The sequence below is a fragment of the Arhodomonas sp. KWT genome (genome assembly GCF_010993615.1).
This window is the reverse complement of sequence record NZ_WNXE01000027.1, coordinates 6,258-27,760: the sequence shown is the minus strand read 5'-3', so window position 1 is coordinate 27,760 and position 21,503 is coordinate 6,258. Positions and strand designations below refer to the sequence as shown.

General features: G+C 65.7%; 12 protein-coding genes. 6 read left to right on the top strand and 6 right to left on the bottom strand.

All coding sequences use genetic code 11. The features are described from left to right. Together cas3f and cas1f are read right to left on the bottom strand one after the other, a co-directional pair. The coding region (gene cas3f / locus G7A99_RS25295; protein ID WP_240466157.1) for a type I-F CRISPR-associated helicase Cas3f at positions 1-2,200 on the bottom strand (2,200 nt) is incomplete at its 3' end. Further along, positions 2,197-3,174: a type I-F CRISPR-associated endonuclease Cas1f gene (cas1f, locus tag G7A99_RS07235; protein WP_163139313.1), complete on the bottom strand. Its 978-nt coding sequence runs from the start codon at positions 3,172-3,174 to the stop codon at positions 2,197-2,199. The genes cas3f and cas1f, both read right to left, overlap by 4 nt. A gap of 273 nt (positions 3,175-3,447) precedes the next feature. Here cas1f and G7A99_RS07230 point away from each other — a divergent pair, with 273 nt between their 5' ends. Genes G7A99_RS07230 through trmB form a run of 4 tightly spaced genes read left to right on the top strand, consistent with a single transcriptional unit; the run spans position 3,448 to position 6,169 of the window. Beyond that, complete coding sequence (locus G7A99_RS07230; protein WP_163139312.1) at positions 3,448-4,320, top strand: AEC family transporter; 873 nt, start codon at positions 3,448-3,450, stop codon at positions 4,318-4,320. Positions 4,321-4,371: 51 nt separating this feature from the next. Beyond that, positions 4,372-4,593 (top strand): sulfur carrier protein ThiS, encoded by a 222-nt coding sequence (gene thiS / locus G7A99_RS07225; RefSeq protein ID WP_018719053.1) that lies wholly within the window; start codon positions 4,372-4,374, stop codon positions 4,591-4,593. A 43-nt stretch (positions 4,594-4,636) separates the two neighbouring features. Further along, positions 4,637-5,419 (top strand): thiazole synthase, encoded by a 783-nt coding sequence (locus G7A99_RS07220; protein ID WP_163139311.1) that lies wholly within the window; start codon positions 4,637-4,639, stop codon positions 5,417-5,419. A gap of 54 nt (positions 5,420-5,473) precedes the next feature. Continuing rightward, positions 5,474-6,169 (top strand): tRNA (guanosine(46)-N7)-methyltransferase TrmB, encoded by a 696-nt coding sequence (trmB, locus tag G7A99_RS07215; protein ID WP_163139310.1) that lies wholly within the window; start codon positions 5,474-5,476, stop codon positions 6,167-6,169. Positions 6,170-6,343: 174 nt separating this feature from the next. Here trmB and G7A99_RS25290 read toward each other — a convergent pair whose 3' ends face one another. The 4 genes from G7A99_RS25290 to G7A99_RS07130 are packed head-to-tail and all read right to left on the bottom strand — an operon-like array spanning position 6,344 to position 19,603. Then, positions 6,344-15,391 carry a calcium-binding protein gene (locus G7A99_RS25290; RefSeq protein ID WP_240466156.1) on the bottom strand — a complete coding sequence of 3,016 codons (9,048 nt, stop codon included), beginning with the start codon at positions 15,389-15,391 and terminating at the stop codon, positions 6,344-6,346. Then, a complete protein-coding gene (locus tag G7A99_RS07140; protein ID WP_156831255.1) occupies positions 15,391-16,014 on the bottom strand; it encodes a hypothetical protein in 624 nt (207 codons plus the stop codon). Before G7A99_RS07140 ends, G7A99_RS25290 begins: the two co-directional genes overlap by 1 nt. 2 nt (positions 16,015-16,016) lie before the next feature. Next, the gene (locus G7A99_RS07135) at positions 16,017-17,390 is read right to left on the bottom strand and encodes an HlyD family type I secretion periplasmic adaptor subunit (RefSeq protein ID WP_018719058.1); all 1,374 of its coding nucleotides are present in this window, start codon (positions 17,388-17,390) and stop codon (positions 16,017-16,019) included. 35 nt (positions 17,391-17,425) lie between these two features. Next, positions 17,426-19,603, bottom strand: coding sequence for a type I secretion system permease/ATPase (locus tag G7A99_RS07130; protein WP_240466154.1), 2,178 nt, complete (start codon positions 19,601-19,603; stop codon positions 17,426-17,428). Between the two features lie 242 nt (positions 19,604-19,845). Here G7A99_RS07130 and G7A99_RS07125 point away from each other — a divergent pair, with 242 nt between their 5' ends. Beyond that, positions 19,846-20,832: an iron ABC transporter permease gene (locus tag G7A99_RS07125; protein WP_018719060.1), complete on the top strand. Its 987-nt coding sequence runs from the start codon at positions 19,846-19,848 to the stop codon at positions 20,830-20,832. Next, positions 20,832-21,503, top strand: a 672-nt coding sequence (locus G7A99_RS07120; RefSeq protein WP_163139309.1) for an ABC transporter ATP-binding protein, incomplete at its 3' end; no start/stop codon positions are given. The genes G7A99_RS07125 and G7A99_RS07120, both read left to right, overlap by 1 nt.

The following is a 21,503-nucleotide window of genomic DNA, read 5'->3' as shown; positions in this document are numbered from 1 at the left end:
TGCGCGGATCGACGCTGTGATGCCGCTGGTGGAGCTCGAGTGCCTGCCGGCGCATCTGTGCCGCCATCTGTTCGGCGATGGTCGGTGCCCCGCTCTCGCGGGATGCCGGGACGGGCACCAGGGCCGCCCGGCGCCTCACCGCCGCCTCGGCCAGACGCGCCCGGCGCCGGCCGGCGAACGCCTCGTGGGCAGCAGTGAAGGACGCGGCATCCGGGCAGTCCGCGTGCCGGCGGTCGCTCTCGTCGAACCAGGCGCAGGCGATGTTCACCGGCCGCCCCGGCTCACCACGGTTGCGCTGATACACGGCACGCCCCGCCCGATAGGCCTGGTACAGCCCCTCCACCAGCGACGGCGCCAGGGTCGCCGAGGAGAGCAGCACCCGCGTGCCGAGCATGCCGGCCCAGTTGACCAGGCGCGTCAGCGCGGGGAGGTCGTCCAGGTCGAAGTCGTCCACCTCGTCGAGCACGAGGTCGCCGCTGAGCAGGCGCAGCATGGGGGCGATCTGGCGCCCACCGCGGAGCCCGTCGGTGGCGGGCACGAGGTGATCCACGGTGCAGGCGAGGATCGGGGCGGCGATCAGCGCGCGCATACCCGGGTCATGGGCGAGCTGGCGCAGCAGGGGATGGTTGCCGAAATCGCCCTCGAAATAGACGTGGGCGTCCTCCTCCATGAGGCGCTGGCTGGAGGCCGAGCCGCTGGCATCCGCCTCCGCCTCGAAGTGCTCGAACAGCGCGCGGCCCGCCGCCCCGCCGGTACGCACGGCGAGCTCGTCGTCGCCGAGATTCATCAGCGTCCGATACGCCCGCCCGGTCTGAAGCGTGAGCGTGCGCAGACCAAGGGCGATCGAGAATCGCGCACCACTGTCCGGGTCCGCGAGGGCATACAGGATCCGGCCGTTGGCCAGGGTCTTCCCGCACCCCGTCGACGCCATGTTGACGCCGAAGAACCCCTGCGCCTGCGTGCGTTCACGCAGGGAGGCCGCGAGGTCGTAGGCGCGGTCCTGCCAGCGGAAGCGCGGGTCGGCGCTGCGGCGGCGGAATCCGCGGTGGCGGGCCAGCCGCGGCAGGTAGCGCTCGACACCGGGCAGCGTGCCGCTGACCCGGCGCGCCCCGGCCTCCACGCCGAGGAGGTGCTCGTCGAGGGGCTGGTTGAACGCCCCGGTGCGGCGCACGGTATTGGCGTAGAGGGGATAACCCCGTTCGCCGCGCGTGCGCTGGCCGGGATCCTCCAGGCTGGAGTAGTGGTGGTCCGCCAGCATCAGGCTCAGCCGGGCGAGGTGCATGACGTAGGGATTGTCCAGCCACGGCTGCTGATAGTGATCGAGACGGCGAATCAGCCGGCCGGCCAGGTGCGCGGCGCGGTTGCGCCACTTCTGGGTAGTCACCGGCAACGGGTGATCGAACCGCCAATAGCCGGGGAGCTCGCGGGGATCGCGCCCGTTCACGACATCGTCGTTCCAGTCCGCGGTAATGAGCGCTGGCAGATCCCGCAGCTGCGCGGCCTGGAAACCGCTGTCGTCGGCGGATCGCGGCATCACCGGCAGGCGGTGATGGGTGACGATGAGCCAGCCCACGGCGGCCGCCAGCGGCGGCAGCGAGGAAAACGGCGAGGCAGGGCCGTCGTCCAGGCCGTCCCGCACCAGCCGTTCCAGCCAGGGCCCGTCATCCGCATCCAGCTCGGCCAGCCGGGCGAGCCACGTGGCGTCGTCGTCACCGGCGACGAACGCCTCGAACAGCCGCAGGCTGATCCATTCGTGCCGGTAGACGTTGCGGGTGGCGCCGGCGGGGTCGAGCAGGCGTCTCTGGAACGCGGCGCACGCCTTGCCCAGGTCGTGCAGCAGGGCCGCCAGGCTCGACAGCAGGAGGATGTCCTCGCCGGTGTGCCAGTCGTTCTCGTCCGCCCGCCGCAGGATGTCCCGGCGCGTGGTCTGCGTGGGCACGGCGCCGCGCGCGTTGAACCGCCCGGCATCGCCGACGATCCACAGCAGCTCGCTGTGATCGCGCCCGCGTATCCAGTGGCAGGCCACGGCGGTGTTCCTGCGCGCGCTGCGGCGAAGCAGGCGGCGCAGGGTGTCCAGACCGGCCTGGGTGATGGGCGTCTGCCAGGTGCGCTCGCCACGGCGTTCCGCGAACTGGTCGAGAATCCGCCGCGTCTCCTTGAGGGCGTTCTTGCTGCACTGGGAGACGAGCAGCACGTTCATCGGGCGGGCGTCCCGAGCGTCACGGCCACGGATTTCAGCGTATCGATCATGAAATCGAGCGATTCCGTGCGGGTGAGCTGCTCGATACAGGCCTGACGGAACTCCTGCTCCTCGTCGCCGCGCATGGCGGAGATGAACGCCTGCGGGAGGATGACCGCGTCCTTGACGAGATCGGCCACGTCGAAGACGAGCCCGCCCCGCCGGGTCTTGCCGTGGAGGACCGACAGGCCGTGCGGTAGCCCCAGCACCCAGGTGGCGGTCGCACCGAGCCCGTAAGCCAGGTAGTTGCCGTGATCCAGGAACCGGTTCGCCGGGTCCGTGCCGCTGCCGCGCTTGGCGCGGACGAACTCGCCGTAGTCCACCGCGCCGGCGGCCATGGCGAACAGCTGCTTGGTGAGCCGCGCCTCCAGCGTCAGCAGCTCCACCGTGTCCGCTGCCGCGGCCACCGCCGCCTCCGTGCGCTCGACGAGATGCGTCAGCGGCTCCCGTGCCACCTCGAAGCCCGCGTCCGTGAGCGCCCGGTTATCCAGCCAGTTCCCGCGTATCCGCTGCAGCCGCGCCCACTGGAAGCGCCGTGCGGCCTCGAGGCGCTGTGACGCGTCGAACCAAAACGCCACCCAGGCCTGCAGATACTCGGTCGGCCGGTACTCGCTCTGCGGGCTGAACCAGGCGACCTCGACGTCCATCTCGTTGGCGCTGAACAGCGGCGTCCCGCCGCCACCGCAGAACCCGACCAGCACCCCGGCCCGGGCGAGCTCGCGCATCGCTGCCTGGGTGATCGAGGTCCCCGTGCCCAGCAGGACCGTCGTCGTGTTCGCGATGGGGATGTTCCAGTACAGCGAGCGCCGGCCCTCGTCGGTGACGAACTCGACCCGCCCGCCATTGACCAGGACGCGGCAGTGCTGGAGGTAGTAGATGTTCGCCCGCCTGGAGTGCAGGATCGTCTTGAGGTCGCCGGCGGAGAAGTCGTCCATGACTGGGCCTTGCCGGGGGTAGGAACACGGCGGTGGCGCTCGCACCAGCCCGGGCGGGGGACCGACACGCCACCGCCCCGCAGGTCCGGCCCCCTCTCCGGACCCCGTGAACCGGACCTTACTCCGCGATGAACACGGCAGTCCATATCGGCAAACCCGGATAAGGGCCTGCCGGTTTGTGACGTCCTGATCCCGGCCCGTTAGAATCCCGGACGTTCATCCCGGGTTCCACACCGTGCCCGGTTCCGCCAGGATCACCGCCCAGACTGCGCCATGTACGCCAGCGTCCTCCCCACCGTCGCACCCGTGTTCCTCATCCCCGCGCTCGGGCTGCTGATATCGCGGGTGTCCGGTTTCGACCGGCGGTTCGTGGGCGCGCTGGTGATGAACGTCGGCGCCCCGGCACTGGTGTTCAGCTCCGTGCTCCAGGCGGAGCTCGCCATGAGCGAGATCCTGCGCATGCTCGCGGCGGGGACCACGGCGCTCGCGCTGTTCGCCGTGGCCGGGGCCGGGGTACTCCGAGCCATGCGCCTGCCGCTGGGCGGCTACCTGCCGTCGCTGATGTTCCCGAACACCGGCAACCTGGGGCTGGCGGTGGTCTTCCTGGCCCTTGGGCCCACCGGCCTCGCCTTCGGGGTGGCCTTCTCCACGCTGGTGAAGGTCGGCCACTTCACCATCGGTGCGTCGCTCGCCGGGGCGGGCATGTCCGCGCGCTCGCTCTACCGAATGCCCCTGCTCCACGCCTTCGTCGCGGCACTCGCGCTGCACGCCCTCGGCGTCACCCCGCCGGAGCCGCTGATGCGCAGCATCTCGCTGGTGGGGGACATCACCATCCCGCTGATGCTGCTCTCCCTCGGCGCCTCGCTCAGCGGCGTGCGGCTGCACCGCCTGCCACGCAGCTCGGCGCTCGCGGTGGCGCGGGTGGCGATCGGCTTCGGCGCGGGCGTGGCGGTGGCGACGCTCTTCGAGCTCGGTCCGGTGGCCGCGGGCACGCTGATCATCCAGTGCACCATGCCGGTGGCGGTGTTCAACTACCTCTTTGCCGAGCGCTACGACGGCCCGGTGGAGGATATCGCCGGCATGATCGTGCTCTCCACGCTGCTCGTCTTCGCCCTGCTGCCGGCCCTGCTCGCCTACGTGCACTGACCTGCCCCGGGTAGCCACCGCCACGGGCGGCGGGTGTACAATGGTGGCGCTATGCAGGAGCAACGCGCACCCATCGAGATCGTCGTCAACGGCGAGCCCCGGCAGGTCAGTCCCGGGCAGTCCGTCGGCGGGCTCGTGGCCGACCTCGGGCTCACGAACCGGCGTATCGCCGTCGAGGTGAACGAGGCGCTGGTGCCGCGCAGCGACTTCCAGGCCCACGAACTCGCCGCCGGCGACCGAGTGGAGATCGTTCACGCCATCGGCGGGGGCTGACCGCCGCGCGGCCCGCGCATCCGAGCAATCACCGGGATACACCATGGCAGGAGATACCTTCACCGTCGCCGGGCGCGAGTTCCGCTCCCGGCTGCTGGTCGGCACCGGCAAGTACCGCGACCTCACCGAGACCGGCGAGGCGATCGAGGCGAGCGGCGCCGAGATCGTCACCGTGGCGATCCGCCGCAGCAACATCGGCCAGTCGCCGGACGAGCCCAACCTGCTGGACGTCGTCCCGCCGTCGCGCTACACCATCCTGCCCAACACGGCGGGCTGCTACACGGCGCAGGACGCGGTGCGCACCTGCCGGCTGGCCCGGGAGCTGCTCGACGGGCACAACCTGGTGAAGCTCGAGGTGCTGGGCGACGAGCGCACCCTGTACCCGGACGTCACCGCCACCATCGAGGCGGCGCGGGAGCTGGTCGCCGACGGCTTCGACGTCATGGTCTACACCTCGGACGACCCGATCATCGCCCAACGGCTGGAGGAGATCGGCTGCGTGGCGATCATGCCGCTCGCCGCCCCCATCGGCTCCGGGCTCGGGGTGCAGAACCCCTACAACCTGCTCACCATCATCGAGAACGCCGGCGTGCCGGTGCTCGTGGACGCCGGCGTGGGCACCGCCTCGGACGCCGCCATCGCCATGGAGCTCGGCTGCGACGGCGTGCTGCTCAACACCGCCATCGCCGGCGCGAAGGAGCCGGTACGCATGGCCCGGGCGATGCGCCTCGCCGTGGAGTCCGGCCGCGAGGCCTACCTCGCCGGGCGCATCCCGCGCAAGCGCTTCGCCAGCGCCTCCTCGCCGCTCGAAGGGACGTTCTTCTAGGACGTTGCCCGCCGTGTCGCCACGGTGCGTGAGACAGAACAACCGGATGACCCCGTGAACGACGAGACCACCACCCGGAACACCCGCCGCCCCGTCCGCTCCTTCGTGCGCCGCGAGGGCCGCCTCACCGGCGGCCAGCAGCGGGCGCTGGAACGGCTCTATCCGCGTTACGGCATCGAGCCGGGCGAGGGGGTTATCGACCTCACCGCGGCCTTCGGCCGGGAGGCGCCGGTGGTGCTCGACATCGGCTTCGGCGACGGCGAGGCCCTGGCGGAGATGGCGCAGGCCCACCCGGAGCGCAGCTACCTCGGCATCGAGGTCTACCGCACCGGCGTCGGCCGGCTGCTGCGCCGCCTGGAGGAGGACGGCATCGACAACGTCCGGGTCATGGACGCCGACGCCGTCGCCATCCTCCGCCAGCACATCGCCCCGGCGGGGCTCGCCGGCGTGAACCTGTTCTTCCCCGATCCCTGGCCCAAGAAGCGCCACCACAAGCGCCGCATGGTCCAGCCCGAATGGCTGGCGCTGGTGGCCTCACGCCTCCGCCCGGGCGGCTTCCTCCACCTCGCCACCGACTGGGAGAACTACGCCGAGCACATGCTGGAGGTCGTGAGCGCCAGCCCCGACTTCGACAACCCCCACGGCGGCTACGCCCCCGACCCCGGCGAACGCCCGGTCACCAAGTTCGAACGCCGCGGCCGCCGCAAGGGACACGGGGTCTGGGACCTCATCGTCTACAGGACGGGGTAGTTGATCCCGCGGATGGGGAATCGTCACGACCAGGACGAACACGGAGCCCCGAGGCGACTGGCTGCACGCATCTGCCGACGGACCAAAGCCCCCTCATCCAAATGACGGTTACCCATGCTGTCCTGCAGACCCGAGGGTCTGCAGGACAGGCTCCGGTGATTCCAGGGATCGGCTTTACTGCCAGCTCGCGCTGATGGTCGGCTGCAGCTCCTCCTGATAATCGGGCGACAGCACGATCTCACCGGAGGACGGCGGCTCGAACGATGCCATCGCGGACACCAGGCTATCGACCTGGGAATCCAGCAAGGTGTATCCATCCGCCGCCTGTATCTGTTCGACGTGATGGGCATCACCGAGGTACCAGCCGCTGATGGTCGCTCCGTCATCCGTGCCAATGATCCCCACCGAGAGATCGTCTCCCTCCCGCTGGAACCAGAGCTGATCGTGGGCCACATCGTCACCGAAGCTCAGGACGTCGGTCTTGCCGGCCTTGGGGTCATACGCGGTGATCGAGTCGTTCCCTCCTCCCCGGTTCTGGATGAATTCGTCGTCCCCGCGGCCGCCGATCAGCCAGTCATCGCCCTGCGCACCATTCAGAATGTCTGCGCCGGCACCACCATCGATCAGGTCGGCATCCGACGAGCCAAGGATGGTCTCACTTGCGCTGCGTGCAGCCTGAACAGTGCCATAGGCCCGCTCATCCGGAAGCCCAGTGTAATCCGGTGAACCGTCCGGATCCGGATCGGCAAGACCGAACGCACCAAAGATCTGCGACTTGCTCAGCTGGGCGCCATCGGAGAAGGTCAGGGCATCGATGGCGAGGTCTCCACCCCGAAAGAACCCGCCCACCGTGACCTGATCACCACCGGATCCGACCTTCAGCACGAGATCGTCGCCGGACTTCGTCAGGCCACTCGCGACGTCGTTGAAACCCGCATCCGCAAACTGCAACTGGTCCGTACCGCCGCCGGTGTTATCGATGCAATCCTGTCCGTCACCGGTCCGGAAGACATACGTATCGTCACCGCGCCCACCGATCAGCAAGTCGTCTCCGGCACCACCTTCAAGCGAGTCGTCACCATTGAGACCGAAAAGACGTTCGGCATCGCTGCCCCCCTGAACCAGGGCATCATCACCGTTACTTCCCACAAGCGTACCGGCGTAAGGCGATGACCCGTCCGGGACGGGCAAACCGAACGCGCCGAAAATCTGCGCCGAGGTCAACGACCCGCCACTCTCGAAACTGATGGTCTCGACGAGTTCACTACCGCCCCGGAAGAAACCGGAGAGTGTCACCTGATCGGGGCCACCATCGACACTCAACACCAGGTCGTCGCCGGACTTCATCAAGCCTGACGAAACACTGCTGAAGGCAATACCGTCCGTGAAGAGCAAGGTATCGTTACCGCCGTCTTCCTGCAGAACGGCCTGCCCGCCACCAAAACGATAGGTGTCATCTCCCGTCCCACCCCGGAGAAGATCGTTACCACCCTGCCCATCCAGGGTATCGGCGTCGGCACCTCCGAGAAGGACATCGTCGCCGGTGGTACCGACGAGGTTGTCCGAACCGCCGGTCTGGGCGGGCGGCGGCGTTTCACCACCATCATCCGGTGGCGGGTTCGTCGTCCCCCCATCCCCGTCGTCGCCGGAGCCGTCGGCGGGGTCGTCAGGCATGGCGGTCAGCAAACCGGTGATCTCGTTGGCCGCTATCGCGCCGCCGCCATCAGTCGGCTGGACGTAGCTGATCGCGGCATCCCCACCCAGAAAGTGGTTCGTTACCCGAACCTGCTGGGCCACGTCACCATCGAGGAGCATTACCAGGTCTTCGCCGTCCTGATGGAAGGAGATCCGTGAACGGTCGATACCGCCGAGGAAGAAGACGGTATCCGTTCCTCCGCCGGTGTTGTCGATGACGTCCACGCCACCATTGGCCGAGTAGTAATAGTCATCACTGCCGGCGCCACCGGACAGCACGTCGTCACCGTCCTCGCCGTACAGGATATCGTGCCCGGCTCCACCGAAGAGCTGATCCGCCCCCGATCCCTGACCGGTGCCGTCCCCGCCATACAGCGTGTCGTCACCGCTGCCGCCTTCGAGCCGGTCGGCCCCCGCAAAGGCCCATAGCGTATCGTCGCCTTCCAGGCCCTGGAGCAGGTCGTCCGTTGCATAAGCCGACAGCTCATCGTCCCCGCCCGTGCCGACAACAGCGGTGGCGAACTCGCCCGTCACGCCCTTGGCCGCAACGATGTCGGCAATGTGCCGGGTATCCAGCATTGCCCCACCATTGGGCTGGACGTAATCGATTGCGGCATCGCCCCCCAGGAAATGGTCGAGCACGCGTACGGACTGGGTCGAATCGGCATCCACGGTAATCAGGAGATCATCGCCGTCACGGATGAAATTCAGCCGATCAGCGCCGACGTCGGAGAAAAACACCCCGTCGTAACCACCGTCGCGATTGTCGATGGTGTCGGCCCCCTGCCCGCTCCCGTGGACGTACTTATCGTCCCCCAGGCCGCCGGTCAGGTGATCATCGCCGGTATCGCCCCGCAACTGATCGTTACCGTCTCCGCCAAGAAGGACGTCGTCCGCATCACCACCGGACAGGTAGTCGTCTCCCGATCCTCCCTCGAGGTAATCGGCACCTTCATCACCGAACAGGTTGTCCGCACCGGCACGGCCGAAGAGACCATCTTCGCCGAGGCCACCGCTAAGACTATCCGCGTCGGCTCCACCGTCCAGCATGTCACTGCCGTCACGTCCCTGCAGATTGTCCTCGCCGATACCGCCGATCAGTTGATCGTTACCCGCTTCACCGTCCAGATAATCATCACCGGCCTCGCCATGGAGCACGTCATCACCAGCTCGCCCCCAAACCTGATCGTCGCCGGCACCGGCATATAGCCGCTCGTCCAGCGCGCGATAGCCGGACAACGTATCGGCGGAAGCCGTGCCATATGTCACCACCGCAGCCTCGACGTCGGAATCGGTCAGCTCGGTGGCATCCTCGAACACGAAGCGGTTGACCTTGAAGTGTTCCGTGGGCTCCTCGAACCAGCGCTCGATGGTGATGCGGTCCGCCCCGTTGGCGTGCTGAATGACGAGATCATCACCGTGTCGCTCAAAGGCCAGATCGGTCACGGCGATGCCGGCCCCGAATGAGAGGGTGTCCCGCGAGGGATCGACGTTGCTGTAGGACTCCCCCGCCCGGCGTTCGATCAACCGGTCCTGACCATCGCCGAGCCCGAACCGGTACGTGTCGTCAGCGAAGGAACCATAGAGCGTGTCGTCTCCCGTTCCGCCCTCAAGGAACGAGCCCATGCCGGATATCCAGGGATCCCCGTTCGCCGTAAGCTCGTCATCACCGGCACCACCGAGCAACTCGTCCCTTCCCAGACCGGTGAGCGTGTCGTCACCATCTCCACCGGAAAGCAGCCCTGTTCCGTTCAGGGTGTCGCCACCGTCACCGCCGTAGAGCGAGCCGTTACCCCGTAACGTATCGCCGCCAGCACCGCCTTCCAGCAGGTCCACACCTGTCCCGCCGTCAAGCGTGTCGACACCGGCACCGCCACGCAGAGTGTCATCTCCCGTACCTCCCTCCAGCGTGTCATCACCAGCACCGCCTTCCAGGACATCCTCGCCGTAGTTGCCAAAAAGCGAATCGCCATCGACGCCTCCCACAAGGTGATCGCCCCCCTGGCCGCCGATCAGCGTATCGGCCCCGGAACCTCCGTAGACCTCGTCGTCTCCGGCGGCGGCGGTCACCGTATCGTCCCCCGCGAGCGCCTGAATAACGTCCGCGTCGGCGTGCCCCTGGATGACGTCACCCCCGGTCGTCCCCGCGATGGCCTGCAGCTTGATGGTGTCGTAGTCCCAGATTGCGCCATCGGCGAACTCAATCGACTCCAGAGGCGTGCCCCCCTGAACCCCGGCCTCATCGGAAAACTGACCGAGCACACGCGCAAGGACCACACCGGTACCCAGGCGGACCACCAGATCCCCACCGTCCCGACGCAACACAACATCGGCGGACGAGGTGTCGGTCAGTCGCAGCCGATCGTTACCCTGTGTATCGAAAATCCGGTCGGCCCCGTCGGCCGCCGCCATTTCGTAGACGTCATCGCCCTGGCCGCCTTCAAGGCGATCGCCACCGGCACCACCAATCAACGTGTCTCCGCCGACTTCGCCGTACAGCGTATCGGCACCGGCGTCCCCGTAAAGCGAATCTGCACCGTCACGCCCATATAGCGTGTCGCTTCCGGCACCGCCCGTTATCGCATCGTCTGCAAGATGGCCCTCAAGAACGTCGTCGCCCGCCGATCCCTGCAATACGAGCTCGTTCAAATCGCTCAGGTTCCAGACGGTCCCGTCGCTGAACCGGACTGCCTGAATGGTGGAGTCGTTGCGGGTCTCGTCGCGGAAATGCCCACGAATAGTGACCTGGTCCGTTCCATTGACGTTGAGTAGCAACAGATCGTCGCCTCGACGGCGGGCATGGATATCGTCGGGCGCGATCGCGGCGGAGAACTCGACCTCTTCCTGACGACCGGCCGTGGTATCGAAGGCGTTTATCTCATCCGCACCATGGCCGCCATGAAAAACGTAGGTATCGCTTCCTGCGCCGCCTTCCAGCGTGTCATCCCCCTGACCGCCGGTAAGGCGGTCATCGCCACCGCGCCCGAAGATCACGTCATCCCCGGCCTCGCCGTCAATCGCGTCCGCCACTTCATAGCCAATGAGCGTTTCCGACGCATCCGTCCCGGCAAGCACCGCCTGTTTGACATGGTCGACGTCCCACACCGTGCCGTCAGAGAAGCGCAACTCCTCGACGCGACTCTCACCGCTATTGGCATCGTTGCGAAAGTAATCGTCGACGGTCAGCCGATCCGTTCCATCACCGAGGGAAACAACCAGATTGTTGCCGGATCGACGCAACGTCACATCCGAGGGCGGGACATCGGTATCGAACTCAACGGCATCCACCTTGGTGGACGCGGGGTTATAGGTCCGCTCGTCAACGGTATCGCTACCCGAACCGTACCCGAACCGGTACACGTCACTGCCATAGCCACCATCGAGACGGTCGTTGCCCGCACCACCGCTTAGGACATCATCACCGCCTCCCCCCTGGAGATCGTCGTCGCCATCAGCGCCCGAGAGCGTGTCCACACCGTTGCCTCCCTGGAGCGTGTCACCTCCGGCCCCGCCATCCAGGCTGTCATCGCCTTCCTCACCGTAAAGCCGATCGGCACCCGAACCTCCCGAGAGCGTGTCGTTCCCACCACGACCACGGATGCTGTCGTCCCCTGCCGCACCATCGAGCGTGTCATCCGTATCGTAGGCGATGACCTCGTCGTCACCATTTCCCGTTACCAGCGTCCTCTGCTTGACGTCGTCAACGGTCCAGATCGAACCATCGCCGAATCGAAGCTCTTCCACGCGGTAAGCCCCGGTCAAGGCGTCACCCCAGAAGTAGTCATCGATCGTCACCGAATCGGTGCCACCATTCAGCTCGATACGCAGGTCATTGCCCGTGCGCACCAGCGCCACGTCCGACGAAGCGATATCACTGTCGAACTGCACTGCATCCAGCTTGGTTTCCCCGGGCTGGTAGGTGTAGTTCCTTATCCTGTCGTGCCCACCCCCGTGACCGAATCGATAGACGTCATTCCCGGCATCACCGGACAGCCAATCATCGCCGGCGCCGCCTTCCAGGATGTCGTCGCCATCACCTCCCGAGAGGCGATCGTAGCCGGCACCGCCTGATAACGTATCCGCACCCTCCTCGCCGTAAAGCCGATCGTCCCCGGCACTCCCGCGTAGGGTATCGTCACCGGCACGGCCATAGATCGTGTCATCTCCGCCGGCACCATCGAGCGCAGTGTCCGTTGCATACCCGATAAGCGTCTCTGCGTCGTCGGAACTGACAAGCGCCTTTTGCTTGATGTCGTCCACCGTCCAGACAGTGCCGTCATTGAAACGGAACTCCTCGACACGGTATTCGCCGGTATTGGCATCATTGTGGAAATAGTTGGATACCTCCAGCCGGTCGACGCCATTCGCCAGCGACAGCACCAGATTGCTGGCGGATCGCCGGACGGCAACATCCGCCGGATCAACCTCGGCATCGAACAGGACCGCATCGGTCTTGTCGGTAGACTGGTGGTACTGGCTGTTGATCCGGTCGCTCCCAGACCCGACCCCGAAGTGGAAAAGATCGCTGCCTTCTCCGCCTCTCAGGTAGTCGTCGCCCACCCCACCAAACAGTTCATCGTCTCCGTCACCTCCGAAGACATAGTCGACACCGGCGCCGCCAATCAGCGTGTCATCGCCTTCGTCGCCACGCAGCTCATCGTTACCTGCCCCACCCGAGAGGGTGTCGTTACCCTCGTGCCCGTAAACGTGGTCATTGCCGTCACCGGCATCGATGACGTCGTCTGTCTCATAACCGATGAGCGTTTCAGTGGCGTCCCCACTCATCAAGACCGCCTGCCTGATATCCCCCACATCCCATACGGCACCGCTGTCAAAGCGCAGCGCCTCTATACGGGAGTGACGATCGTCGCCGTCATAGCTGAAGTGGTTCCGAACCGTCAGCGTGTCCGTGCCATCACCCAGTGTGATCAACAGGTCGTTCCCAGAACGCAAGAGGGCTACGTCCGCGGTGGTTACGCTTTCATCGAATACCACGATGTCCTGTTTGCCCGAGGTCCGGTCATAGCTCGCGATCAAATCCTGCCCCGAACCGAATCCGAAACGATAGGTATCGTCACCATAGCCGCCGTCCAGACGATCGTCTCCATCACCACCGTCGAGGACGTCGTCACCACGGCCGCCGTAGAGCCGGTCGTTCCCCGCATCCCCTTGCAGCAGGTCGTCTCCGGTATCACCGTACAGTCGATCATCGCCTGCGGCACCGCTCAGCCAGTCGTCGCCGTCGCGAGCGTCAAGACGATCCGCCTGTGCCCCTCCCAGCAATGTATTCCGCGAGGCACTTCCTTCTAGCTCGCCGGTTCCGGTAACCACGCCGAGCTCATCGAGGGTCGTCGCCAACGATTCAGTCAATTCCGGATTCGCGGCCAAATCGTCCAGCCGGGCGCGTAGATAGCCCTCCGCATCCCAACCCGTGTTTTGCAGCGACTCGCCGGCATATCGCGTCAGTTCGATCAGGTCGACCAGGGCGTTGATCGGATCGTTAGTATTCGCGGCATCCAGCCTGGACTCGAGCGCCGAGAAATCCACTCCGAACACCCCGGCGACCTCGTCGTAACTCCATTCCATTGATTCCAGGTATGGAGCAAGGCGGGTCTGTTTAATCAATCCCTCATAGACAGACGTACGGATAGCCTCGTACGACCGGTCGAGCATCTGTTTCTGCGCCGACGAAATCGACACATACGCGCGCCTGACACCGATGCGGGGCCCCGAACTCACGGTCGCCCGGCGCCCGGACGCAAACAACACACCGGAATTCTCCACCTCAACGAACGGCTGGCCGTTGAAACGCTCCAGCGTCGAGATCCACTCCGTTACCTGTTTCTGCTCGGCCTTGAGTTCCGCCAGGTGCGCCCGATCCTCATCGGACATGTCGCCCGGAGGCGCCATGTCACCCTCCAGGTAAGGCAGATAGTTCTCGTAGTCCCCCGCGCTCATTCCCGGCACCAGGTAGATAAGCCGGTAGCCCTTGTCTTCGGCCAGCTCCGCGCTACTCGACTGGTTCGAGGTGCGGGCCCAGGCCTTTACCAGGCCGTCCAACTGCGCGATCTGGCCGTCACGGGTGGACGCCTGGCTGTAATCGGTCAGCGTCTGGGCGAAACCGGATGACAGGCTCGCGGCCTCGCGCATATCACGGACCGACCCGGAACCGCGCATGGCAGGCAACGCTATCGCCTGCTCCGTTAACGTTACGGGGTCGGCGAATTCCCGGTAGAACGGGTTCTCGGCCAGATCGACGTCACCGCTACGGCCCGTGACCGATTCGATCTCGCCGGTCTCGCCGCTTGTCCAGGTGAAGCGCCCCACGTCAGCGATCTGGTTACCGTTTCCCAGCGCCTGACTGTGGGACTGCGCGTCGACATCCAGCGACGCGATACCCACCTCGTCCAGGCTCTGCAGCTCGTCGGCTTCCGAAATGCCGTTCTGATTCAGATCGCGCCAGATGCGCAACGCCGACCAGTGGGCGTCTTCGGAATCGACCCGCCCGTCCTCGTTAGTATCCTGTTCCGCGAGGGCCGCAAATCCGTCGGCCGCTTCGCTACCGTCCGCGAGAACCGTGCTGTCACCGAAGAGCTCCGCCCCGGAATCGACGGTGCCATTGCCGTTCCGGTCCAGCACCAGAAACCCGTCATCCGGCGCAACCCAGCCGCTGGCCGTCTTGACCCCATCGGCGTCATGGTCGAAATGGATAGGGCGCCCCGTATCGATTCCCACCGTTTCCAGGCCGTCTCCATCCAGATCGACCGTAAGGGGATCGCGCATCCGCACCCACCCGTACGCATTGAGGTAGCTGGAATTGGTATCGGGCATGATTCCAGCCGGATCCCACCACTCAAGAAAATCGGTCAGGCCCGAAACCGCCGAATCATAGACGTCCACAACAGGACCGCCAATTGTTTCCGCCCAGCTATCCGGGAGGAATTCATCAACCGCCATTCCCACCAACAAGGAAGCACCGCCAACTAACGCACCCGAAACAATAACGGGCAATCCCAAACTCGTCGCAACACCAGTCACCGCAGTCCCGACCAAGCCCCCCAAGACCGCGGAAACGGCATCCTGCCCCACCCCCTCTCCATCGCCTTGCACAACGTCCGAAAGTGCCTGCCCAAAGGAGAGCATCGAGCCGGAGAATCCGGCCAGCTTTCCCAGCCGCCCCGCCACCAGATTAAGCCTTTGACGGTTACTCAGCGTCCCGCCGTGTTTCGCAGCCTGACTCTCCGCATACGCCAGGGAATCCGAAATTTGGCCTTTCAGCGTTCCATAACTCTGACGCAACGCATCCTGCGTTGCCGGATCATTGGCCTTCTGCATCAAATGACGCATTTCCCGAAGCCTGGCCTGCTTCAGGCGATCACCAGCACTTTCCGCACTCTTCAATGCGTCGTTCAGCTTCCGCTCCGCGGCCGCAGTATCGAAACTCTCATTGGAGAACTGCGACAGCCCGTCCAGCACGGAACCTGCTGCAGCTTCACCCGAAATAGGCTGAGACTCTTCCTTGGCCATCAGTCATCTCCTTCGACTCTCAAGGGAAGAAAAAGGGAAATCAACGCCCCTCCCCAAATGCCCAACATCCCACCCATGACCCAATAAAAAAACATATACGCGAAGGTGATCCTAACAAGACTGTCGTGAAACACATCACTTGCTTCCCCGCGTGTAATACCGGGCGACCAGTGCAAAATAGCCACCAAAAACGCGAATACCCCTCCGCACACCCCAACCGCGTTTAATAACTTCCACCGACTGGGCTTGACATTCGGCCTGAATGCAACCGGATACAGAAAAAATGCCATTACCCCCAGAAACAGCCACCCTGACAGGTGAAGAAAAGCCAGCAGCGCCTCCAGGGCTGGCGCGGGCATGAAGTGGACGTCGTTCGTTAACCCGACCACGCTGGGAATCAGAGATGCCATCACATCGACAAACATCTGGACGCCGTCTGACCGGCCGATCGCCCGCCAGGGCAACAGACAAACGGTCGCCCAGTACGCCACGAAACCGGCATAGAGCCACTTCGATCCATACAGGTAGGGCAGGCGTTTATGATTCGGCCTGACTATCACTATTTCCCGACCGTCAGACTGCTTGGAGGCAGATTGGCGGTCATCACGGTCACTTTCATTCACGTCTAACGTTCCCTTGCGCTTTCATCCACGTGCTCAACCAGCGGTGCGAGGACAAAATCCAAAACCCGCCGTTGCCCTGTCTTTATTTCCAGCGATACGGTCATGCCCGGGCTGAGTGGAATCTGACGGCCATCGACTTCGATCCAGCTACGCTCTAGGGCGGCGGTCGTTTCATAGATGAGGCCACCGTTCTCCTGCGCGGTCGCGTCGTTGGAAACATGGGTCACCGTGGCGTGCAGGGTGCCGTAACGGGTGAAAGGGAATGTTTCCACCTTGACCTCGGCTGTCTGCCCTTCGTCGACAAAGCCGACGTCGCGATTCGCCAGCCAGGCCTGGACCTGCAGCTCCGCGCCTTCCGGGACGACACGCATCAGCTCCTGCGCCGGCTCGACCACGCCACCGGTAGTGTGAATCTTCAGCCCCTGTACGAAGCCCGAGATCGGTGCGCGGAGCGTGCTCCATTCGGCCCGGGCCATGGCCTTTCTCAACTCCTCCCGGGTCGTCGCTATCCGCTTCTGGGCATCCACCAGATCTGTGGCCACATCCTTCCGGAATTTCGCCCTTTGCGCGTCAATCCGGCGCCGGACGGCATCGATACGTGCGTCGAGTTCCACCAACCTGGCGTCCGTCGTGCGGATCTGCCCTGTGTGGTCCAGACGGGTGCGCTCCACGTCCAGGTACTCGAATTCGGAGGCCATGTCCCGGCTGGCCAGCGAATGCAGCGCGGCTGCACGCTTGGCAATGAGCGGAAGCGTGGATTCAAGCCGCCGCTTGTCCTGCGCGGTACTGTTCCGCTCCGCCCTGGCTCGCACGAGCTCGGCCTGCAGGGCCGCGACGGAGGCACGATGGTCCGCGAGTTCACCGCTCAAGAGTCGCTTTTGTGTGGCTACGGCGGCAGGGTCGGCCCCCTTCGGCCAGTCGGCCATCCCGGCCGCGTTCCTGTCGCTACCATCGACCGCGTCGATCTCCGCAAGTAATCGGGCACGGTCCAGGCGTGCGGCCATCAGCTGCTCCCTCAGGCGATTCCGGTCAGCGCGGCCGATCGTGGGATCGAACTCCACCAACACGTCACCGGCCTCGACGCGCTGCCCCTCGGCAACCCGGATAGCCCTTACGGTGGCCTGCTCCATGGGCTGAATGACCTTGACGTGGCCGGACGGCACGATCTTGCCGGTCGCCGTGGCGACAACGTCCACGTGCCCGACGTAGCTCCATACGACGGCGACGACGAAAACGCCGACAATCAGCCCGGTAATGACACGGCCGGCAGGGGACGGCGGCGTTTCCTGGACCTCCAGCGCTGCCGGCAGGAATTCCCGCTCCGTGCCATCTCGACGCCTGACGAGCGCCGTCGTTTTTCCTTCCCTGGTCGACATCCCTGTTTGCCTGCCCTCTGAAACGCCGGGGTAAATTACCGGCCACCGGCACCGGCCGCGGCGACTTCATCCGGAGCCGCGCTGTCCTGCAACGCCTGAAGCCGGGCGTAGTGACCTCCGTGGCGCAGCAGCTCAGCATGACTCCCTGATTCCACTACACGGCCCTTTTCCATGACGATGATGCGGTGCGCGTCTCTCACGGCGCTGAGCCGGTGCGCGATGATGAACACCGTCCGGCCGCGCACGATCCGCCGCATGTTCTGCTGGACGAGACGTTCCGACTCGTAATCGAGCGCGCTGGTGGCCTCATCGAAAACCAGGATCTTCGGATCCATGATCAGCGCCCGTGCAATGGCAATACGCTGACGCTGGCCACCGGAAAGATTGGCGCCGTGCTCCCCGACCATGGTGTCGTAGCCTTCCGGCAATTCCAGGATGAAGTCATGGGCCCCGGCGAGCTTCGCCGCGGCAATCACGCGTTCCATTGAGAGCCCCGGGTCGGCGAGCGCGATGTTCTCCCGCACCGTTCGATTGAACAGCCGGCTTTCCTGCAGCACGACACCGATATTCCGCCGCAGCCATGCAGTGTCGACCATGCGCAGATCGACGCCGTCCACGAGTACGCGCCCCGACTCGGGCACATGCAGTCGCTGTATGAGCTTGGTCAGTGTGCTCTTGCCGGAACCCGATCGGCCGACAATACCGATGACCTCGCCGGGCTCGGCATGGAGGCTGAGGTCGGAGAGGATTTCAGGCGTATCCGGCCGATAGCGGAAGGTGACATGCTCCAGGCGGACGTCGCCCCTGACGGAGGGCAGGGCGGCCCGGTTGGGGTTGTATCCCGGCTCCGCGGGCGCGTTGAGTATGTCCCCCAGCCGCTCTATGGAAATGCCGGCCTGCTGAAAGTCCTGCCAGAGGCGGACGAGCCGGAGTATCGGTCCGCTGACCCGTCCGGCAAGCATATTGAATGCGACAAGCTGGCCGACGGTCAGCTCTGCGTCGATCACCAGCCGGGCACCGATCCACAGGATCAGCAGCGTCGTGAGCTTGTTGATGAAGCTGGCCGACTGGTTGGCGACGTTCCCCAGGTTGGTGGCACGGAAACTGGCCCGGACGTAGCCGGCCAGCTGCTCCTCCCAGCGGGCTCGCATCTGGGGCTCCACCGCCATGGCCTTGATCGTTTCAACGCCGCTCACCGATTCGACGAGGAAGGCCTGGTTCTCCGCGCCACGCCGGAACTTCTCGTCCAGCCGTGCACGCAGAACGGGCGTCATCAGAACGGAGAGGATCACGTATAGCGGAATACTGCCCAGAACGACCATCAGCAGCGTCGGGCTGTAGAAGTACATGACCACCAGAAAGACGAGCGTGAAAAACAGGTCGATGACCAGCGTTAACGCCGACCCGGTGATGAAGTTGCGGATGGTCTCCAGCTCCCGCACGCGGGCCACGGAGTCCCCGACACGCCGGGCCTCGAAATAGCTGACCGGAAGCGAGAGCAGGTGCCGGTACAGCCGCGCCCCCAGTTCGACATCGATCCGGTTGGTCGTGTGGGAAAACAGATAGGTCCGCAGCCCGCCGAGCACCACGTCGAACAGCGCGACGATCAGAAACCCGGCGGCAAGGACATCGAGCGTCGTCAGCCCCTTGTGAACCAGGACCTTGTCGACAATGACCTGAAAGAACAACGGCGTGACCAGCGCAAAGAGCTGGATGAAGAAAGAGGCGACCAGCACCTCACCGAGAATACGGCGGTAACGCGCGATGACAGGCAGGAACCAGCGGATGTCGAACCGCCGGCGCAGTTCCTCGGCGAGGGCGCGGCGGGTGATCAGAATGGCGCGGCCCGTCCATTCCGCCTGAAAGTCCTCGACGTTTACGGAACGTGGGCGGCCTTCCCGCGGATCGTGGATCAGAACGCGATCATCGCCTACCCGGGCCAGGACGACGAAAGTCCCATCCGTCAACTCGGCGATCGCCGGCAAAGGCATGGTGGCGAGGCGCAATGCCCGCCCGTGGGCACGCTTGGCCCTGAGACCGAGAGTGCGCGCCGCCCTGATCAGGGTCAGCGGGTCCACCGTCTCACCGGCTGGAGAGAACTCCCGCCTGAGCTGGCGCTCGTCTGCCGGCAGCTGGTAGTAACGTGAAACCAGCCTCAGACACGCAAGGCCGGTGTCGACGGCCCCTACCGAGGGCTCTTCCGTGTCACCCACAACAACATCCCTGTTCATCCTCGACGGAGAAACTGTCTATAACAGTAGCCGATGCCATCCTTGGAGCATCGACCGTTTGTCAGTTTTTTGCGTCTCTAGCCCCCTGTGTACAGGGTGACACCCCAGTCGCGCAACGCGCGGGGCAGCGCGGCATCGCCCTGAAACAACGATAGGCGGCCCCCATTTGGGCTGCGCCGACATACAGCGGTTATACTTAGAGGTTTACTACGGAACCTTCTCGCATGCCAGCACGCGCCGCCGTCGGCCTCGGCACGCTCGCGGTCATCACGCTCGTCAGCCTGTGCGCGGCGATCTCCTCGGGGAGTGTCGCGGTCGCGCCGCACGACGTGTGGCTGGCGGTGACCGGGGGCGGGGCCTCCGATACCGCGGCCACCGTGATCCGTGAGCTGCGCATGCCCCGCGCGGCGGCGGGCTTCGTTACCGGCGGGCTGCTGGCGCTGGCCGGTGCGCTGATGCAGGTGCTGCTGCGCAACCCCCTGGCGGACCCGTACGTGCTCGGTATCTCCGGCGGCGCAGCGGTGGGGGCACTGGGCTCGACCCTGCTCGGCCTGGGCGCGTTCTGGATGTCCGGCAGCGCCTTCGCCGGTGCGGCTATCACCATGGTCCTGGTCTTCGGGCTCTCCCACGGCCACGGTGGCTGGACGCCGACCCGGCTGCTGCTCAACGGCGTGGTGGTCGCCGCCGGCTGGGGCGCGGTGGTGAGTTTCCTGCTCTCGGTGGGACCGCCCACGGAGCTGCGGGGGATGCTCTTCTGGCTGATGGGCGACCTCGCCGGGGCGGGCTCGGCGGGCTGGCCCGCGGCGGTCCTGGCGATCGGGCTGGCGGCCACGCTGGCGGTGGCGCGGGATCTCAACCTGCTCGCCCGCGGCGAGCTCCAGGCCCAGGCGCTGGGCGTGGCCATCGGCCGGCTGCGCCTGCTGATCTACGTGCTCGCCTCGCTGCTCACGGCCACGGCGGTCACCGTCGCCGGGACGGTGGGCTTCGTCGGGCTGGTGGTGCCCCACCTGCTGCGGCTGGTGATGGGCAGCGACCACCGCGTGCTGCTGCCCGGCTGCGTGCTCCTCGGCGGCAGCTTCATCGTGCTCGCGGACACGCTGGCACGCACGGCCTTTGCGCCGCAGCAGCTCCCCGTTGGCGTGTTCTCGGCGTTCATCGGGGTGCCGGTGTTCCTGTTCCTGCTCTATCGCGGCGGCCGGGGAGCGGCGTGATGGCAGTCCTGGAGGCCGACAGCCTGGACGTACGCATCGCCGGCCAGGGCGTGTGCACCGCGCTGAGCGTCGCCCTCCAGCCCGGGCAGTGCTGGGGCATACTGGGCGCCAACGGCACCGGCAAGACCACGCTGCTGCACACCCTGGCCGGCCTGCGCCCGGCCCAGGGCGGCGAGCTGCGCCTGGACGGCGAGTCCCTGCCGCGCATCCGGCGGCGGGCGCTGGCGCGGCGGCTGGGGCTGATGCCCCAGGACAGCCACGACGCCTTTCCCACCACGGTGCTGGAGACGGCGCTGATCGGCCGTCACCCGTGGCTCGGGACGTGGGAATGGGAAGGCCGGCAGGACACCGCGCTGGCGGAGGCCGCGCTGGCCGACGTGGGGCTCGCCAGCCTGGCGGACCGGCCGGTGAACACGCTCTCCGGCGGCGAGCGCCGACGCCTCGCGCTGGCGACCCTGCTCACCCAGGACCCGGAGATCGCGCTGCTCGACGAACCGAGCAACCACCTCGACCTCCATCACCAGATCCGCGTGCTCGAGCTGATCACCGCCCGCGGCCGGGAGCAGGCGCGCACGGTGGTGATGAGCCTGCACGACATCAACCTGGCCGCGCGCTTCTGCGATCACGTCCTGCTGCTGTTCGGTGACGGGCAGGCGTGCTTCGGCGAGACG

Coding starts and splice junctions, on each gene's coding strand:
- cas1f (WP_163139313.1), bottom strand. CDS start 3,174: ATGGACGACTTCTCCGCCGGCGACCTCAAGACGATCCTGCACTCCAGG.
- G7A99_RS07230 (WP_163139312.1), top strand. CDS start 3,448: ATGTACGCCAGCGTCCTCCCCACCGTCGCACCCGTGTTCCTCATCCCC.
- thiS (WP_018719053.1), top strand. CDS start 4,372: ATGCAGGAGCAACGCGCACCCATCGAGATCGTCGTCAACGGCGAGCCC.
- G7A99_RS07220 (WP_163139311.1), top strand. CDS start 4,637: ATGGCAGGAGATACCTTCACCGTCGCCGGGCGCGAGTTCCGCTCCCGG.
- G7A99_RS25290 (WP_240466156.1), bottom strand. CDS start 15,391: ATGGCCAAGGAAGAGTCTCAGCCTATTTCGGGTGAAGCTGCAGCAGGT.
- G7A99_RS07135 (WP_018719058.1), bottom strand. CDS start 17,390: ATGTCGACCAGGGAAGGAAAAACGACGGCGCTCGTCAGGCGTCGAGAT.
- G7A99_RS07125 (WP_018719060.1), top strand. CDS start 19,846: ATGCCAGCACGCGCCGCCGTCGGCCTCGGCACGCTCGCGGTCATCACG.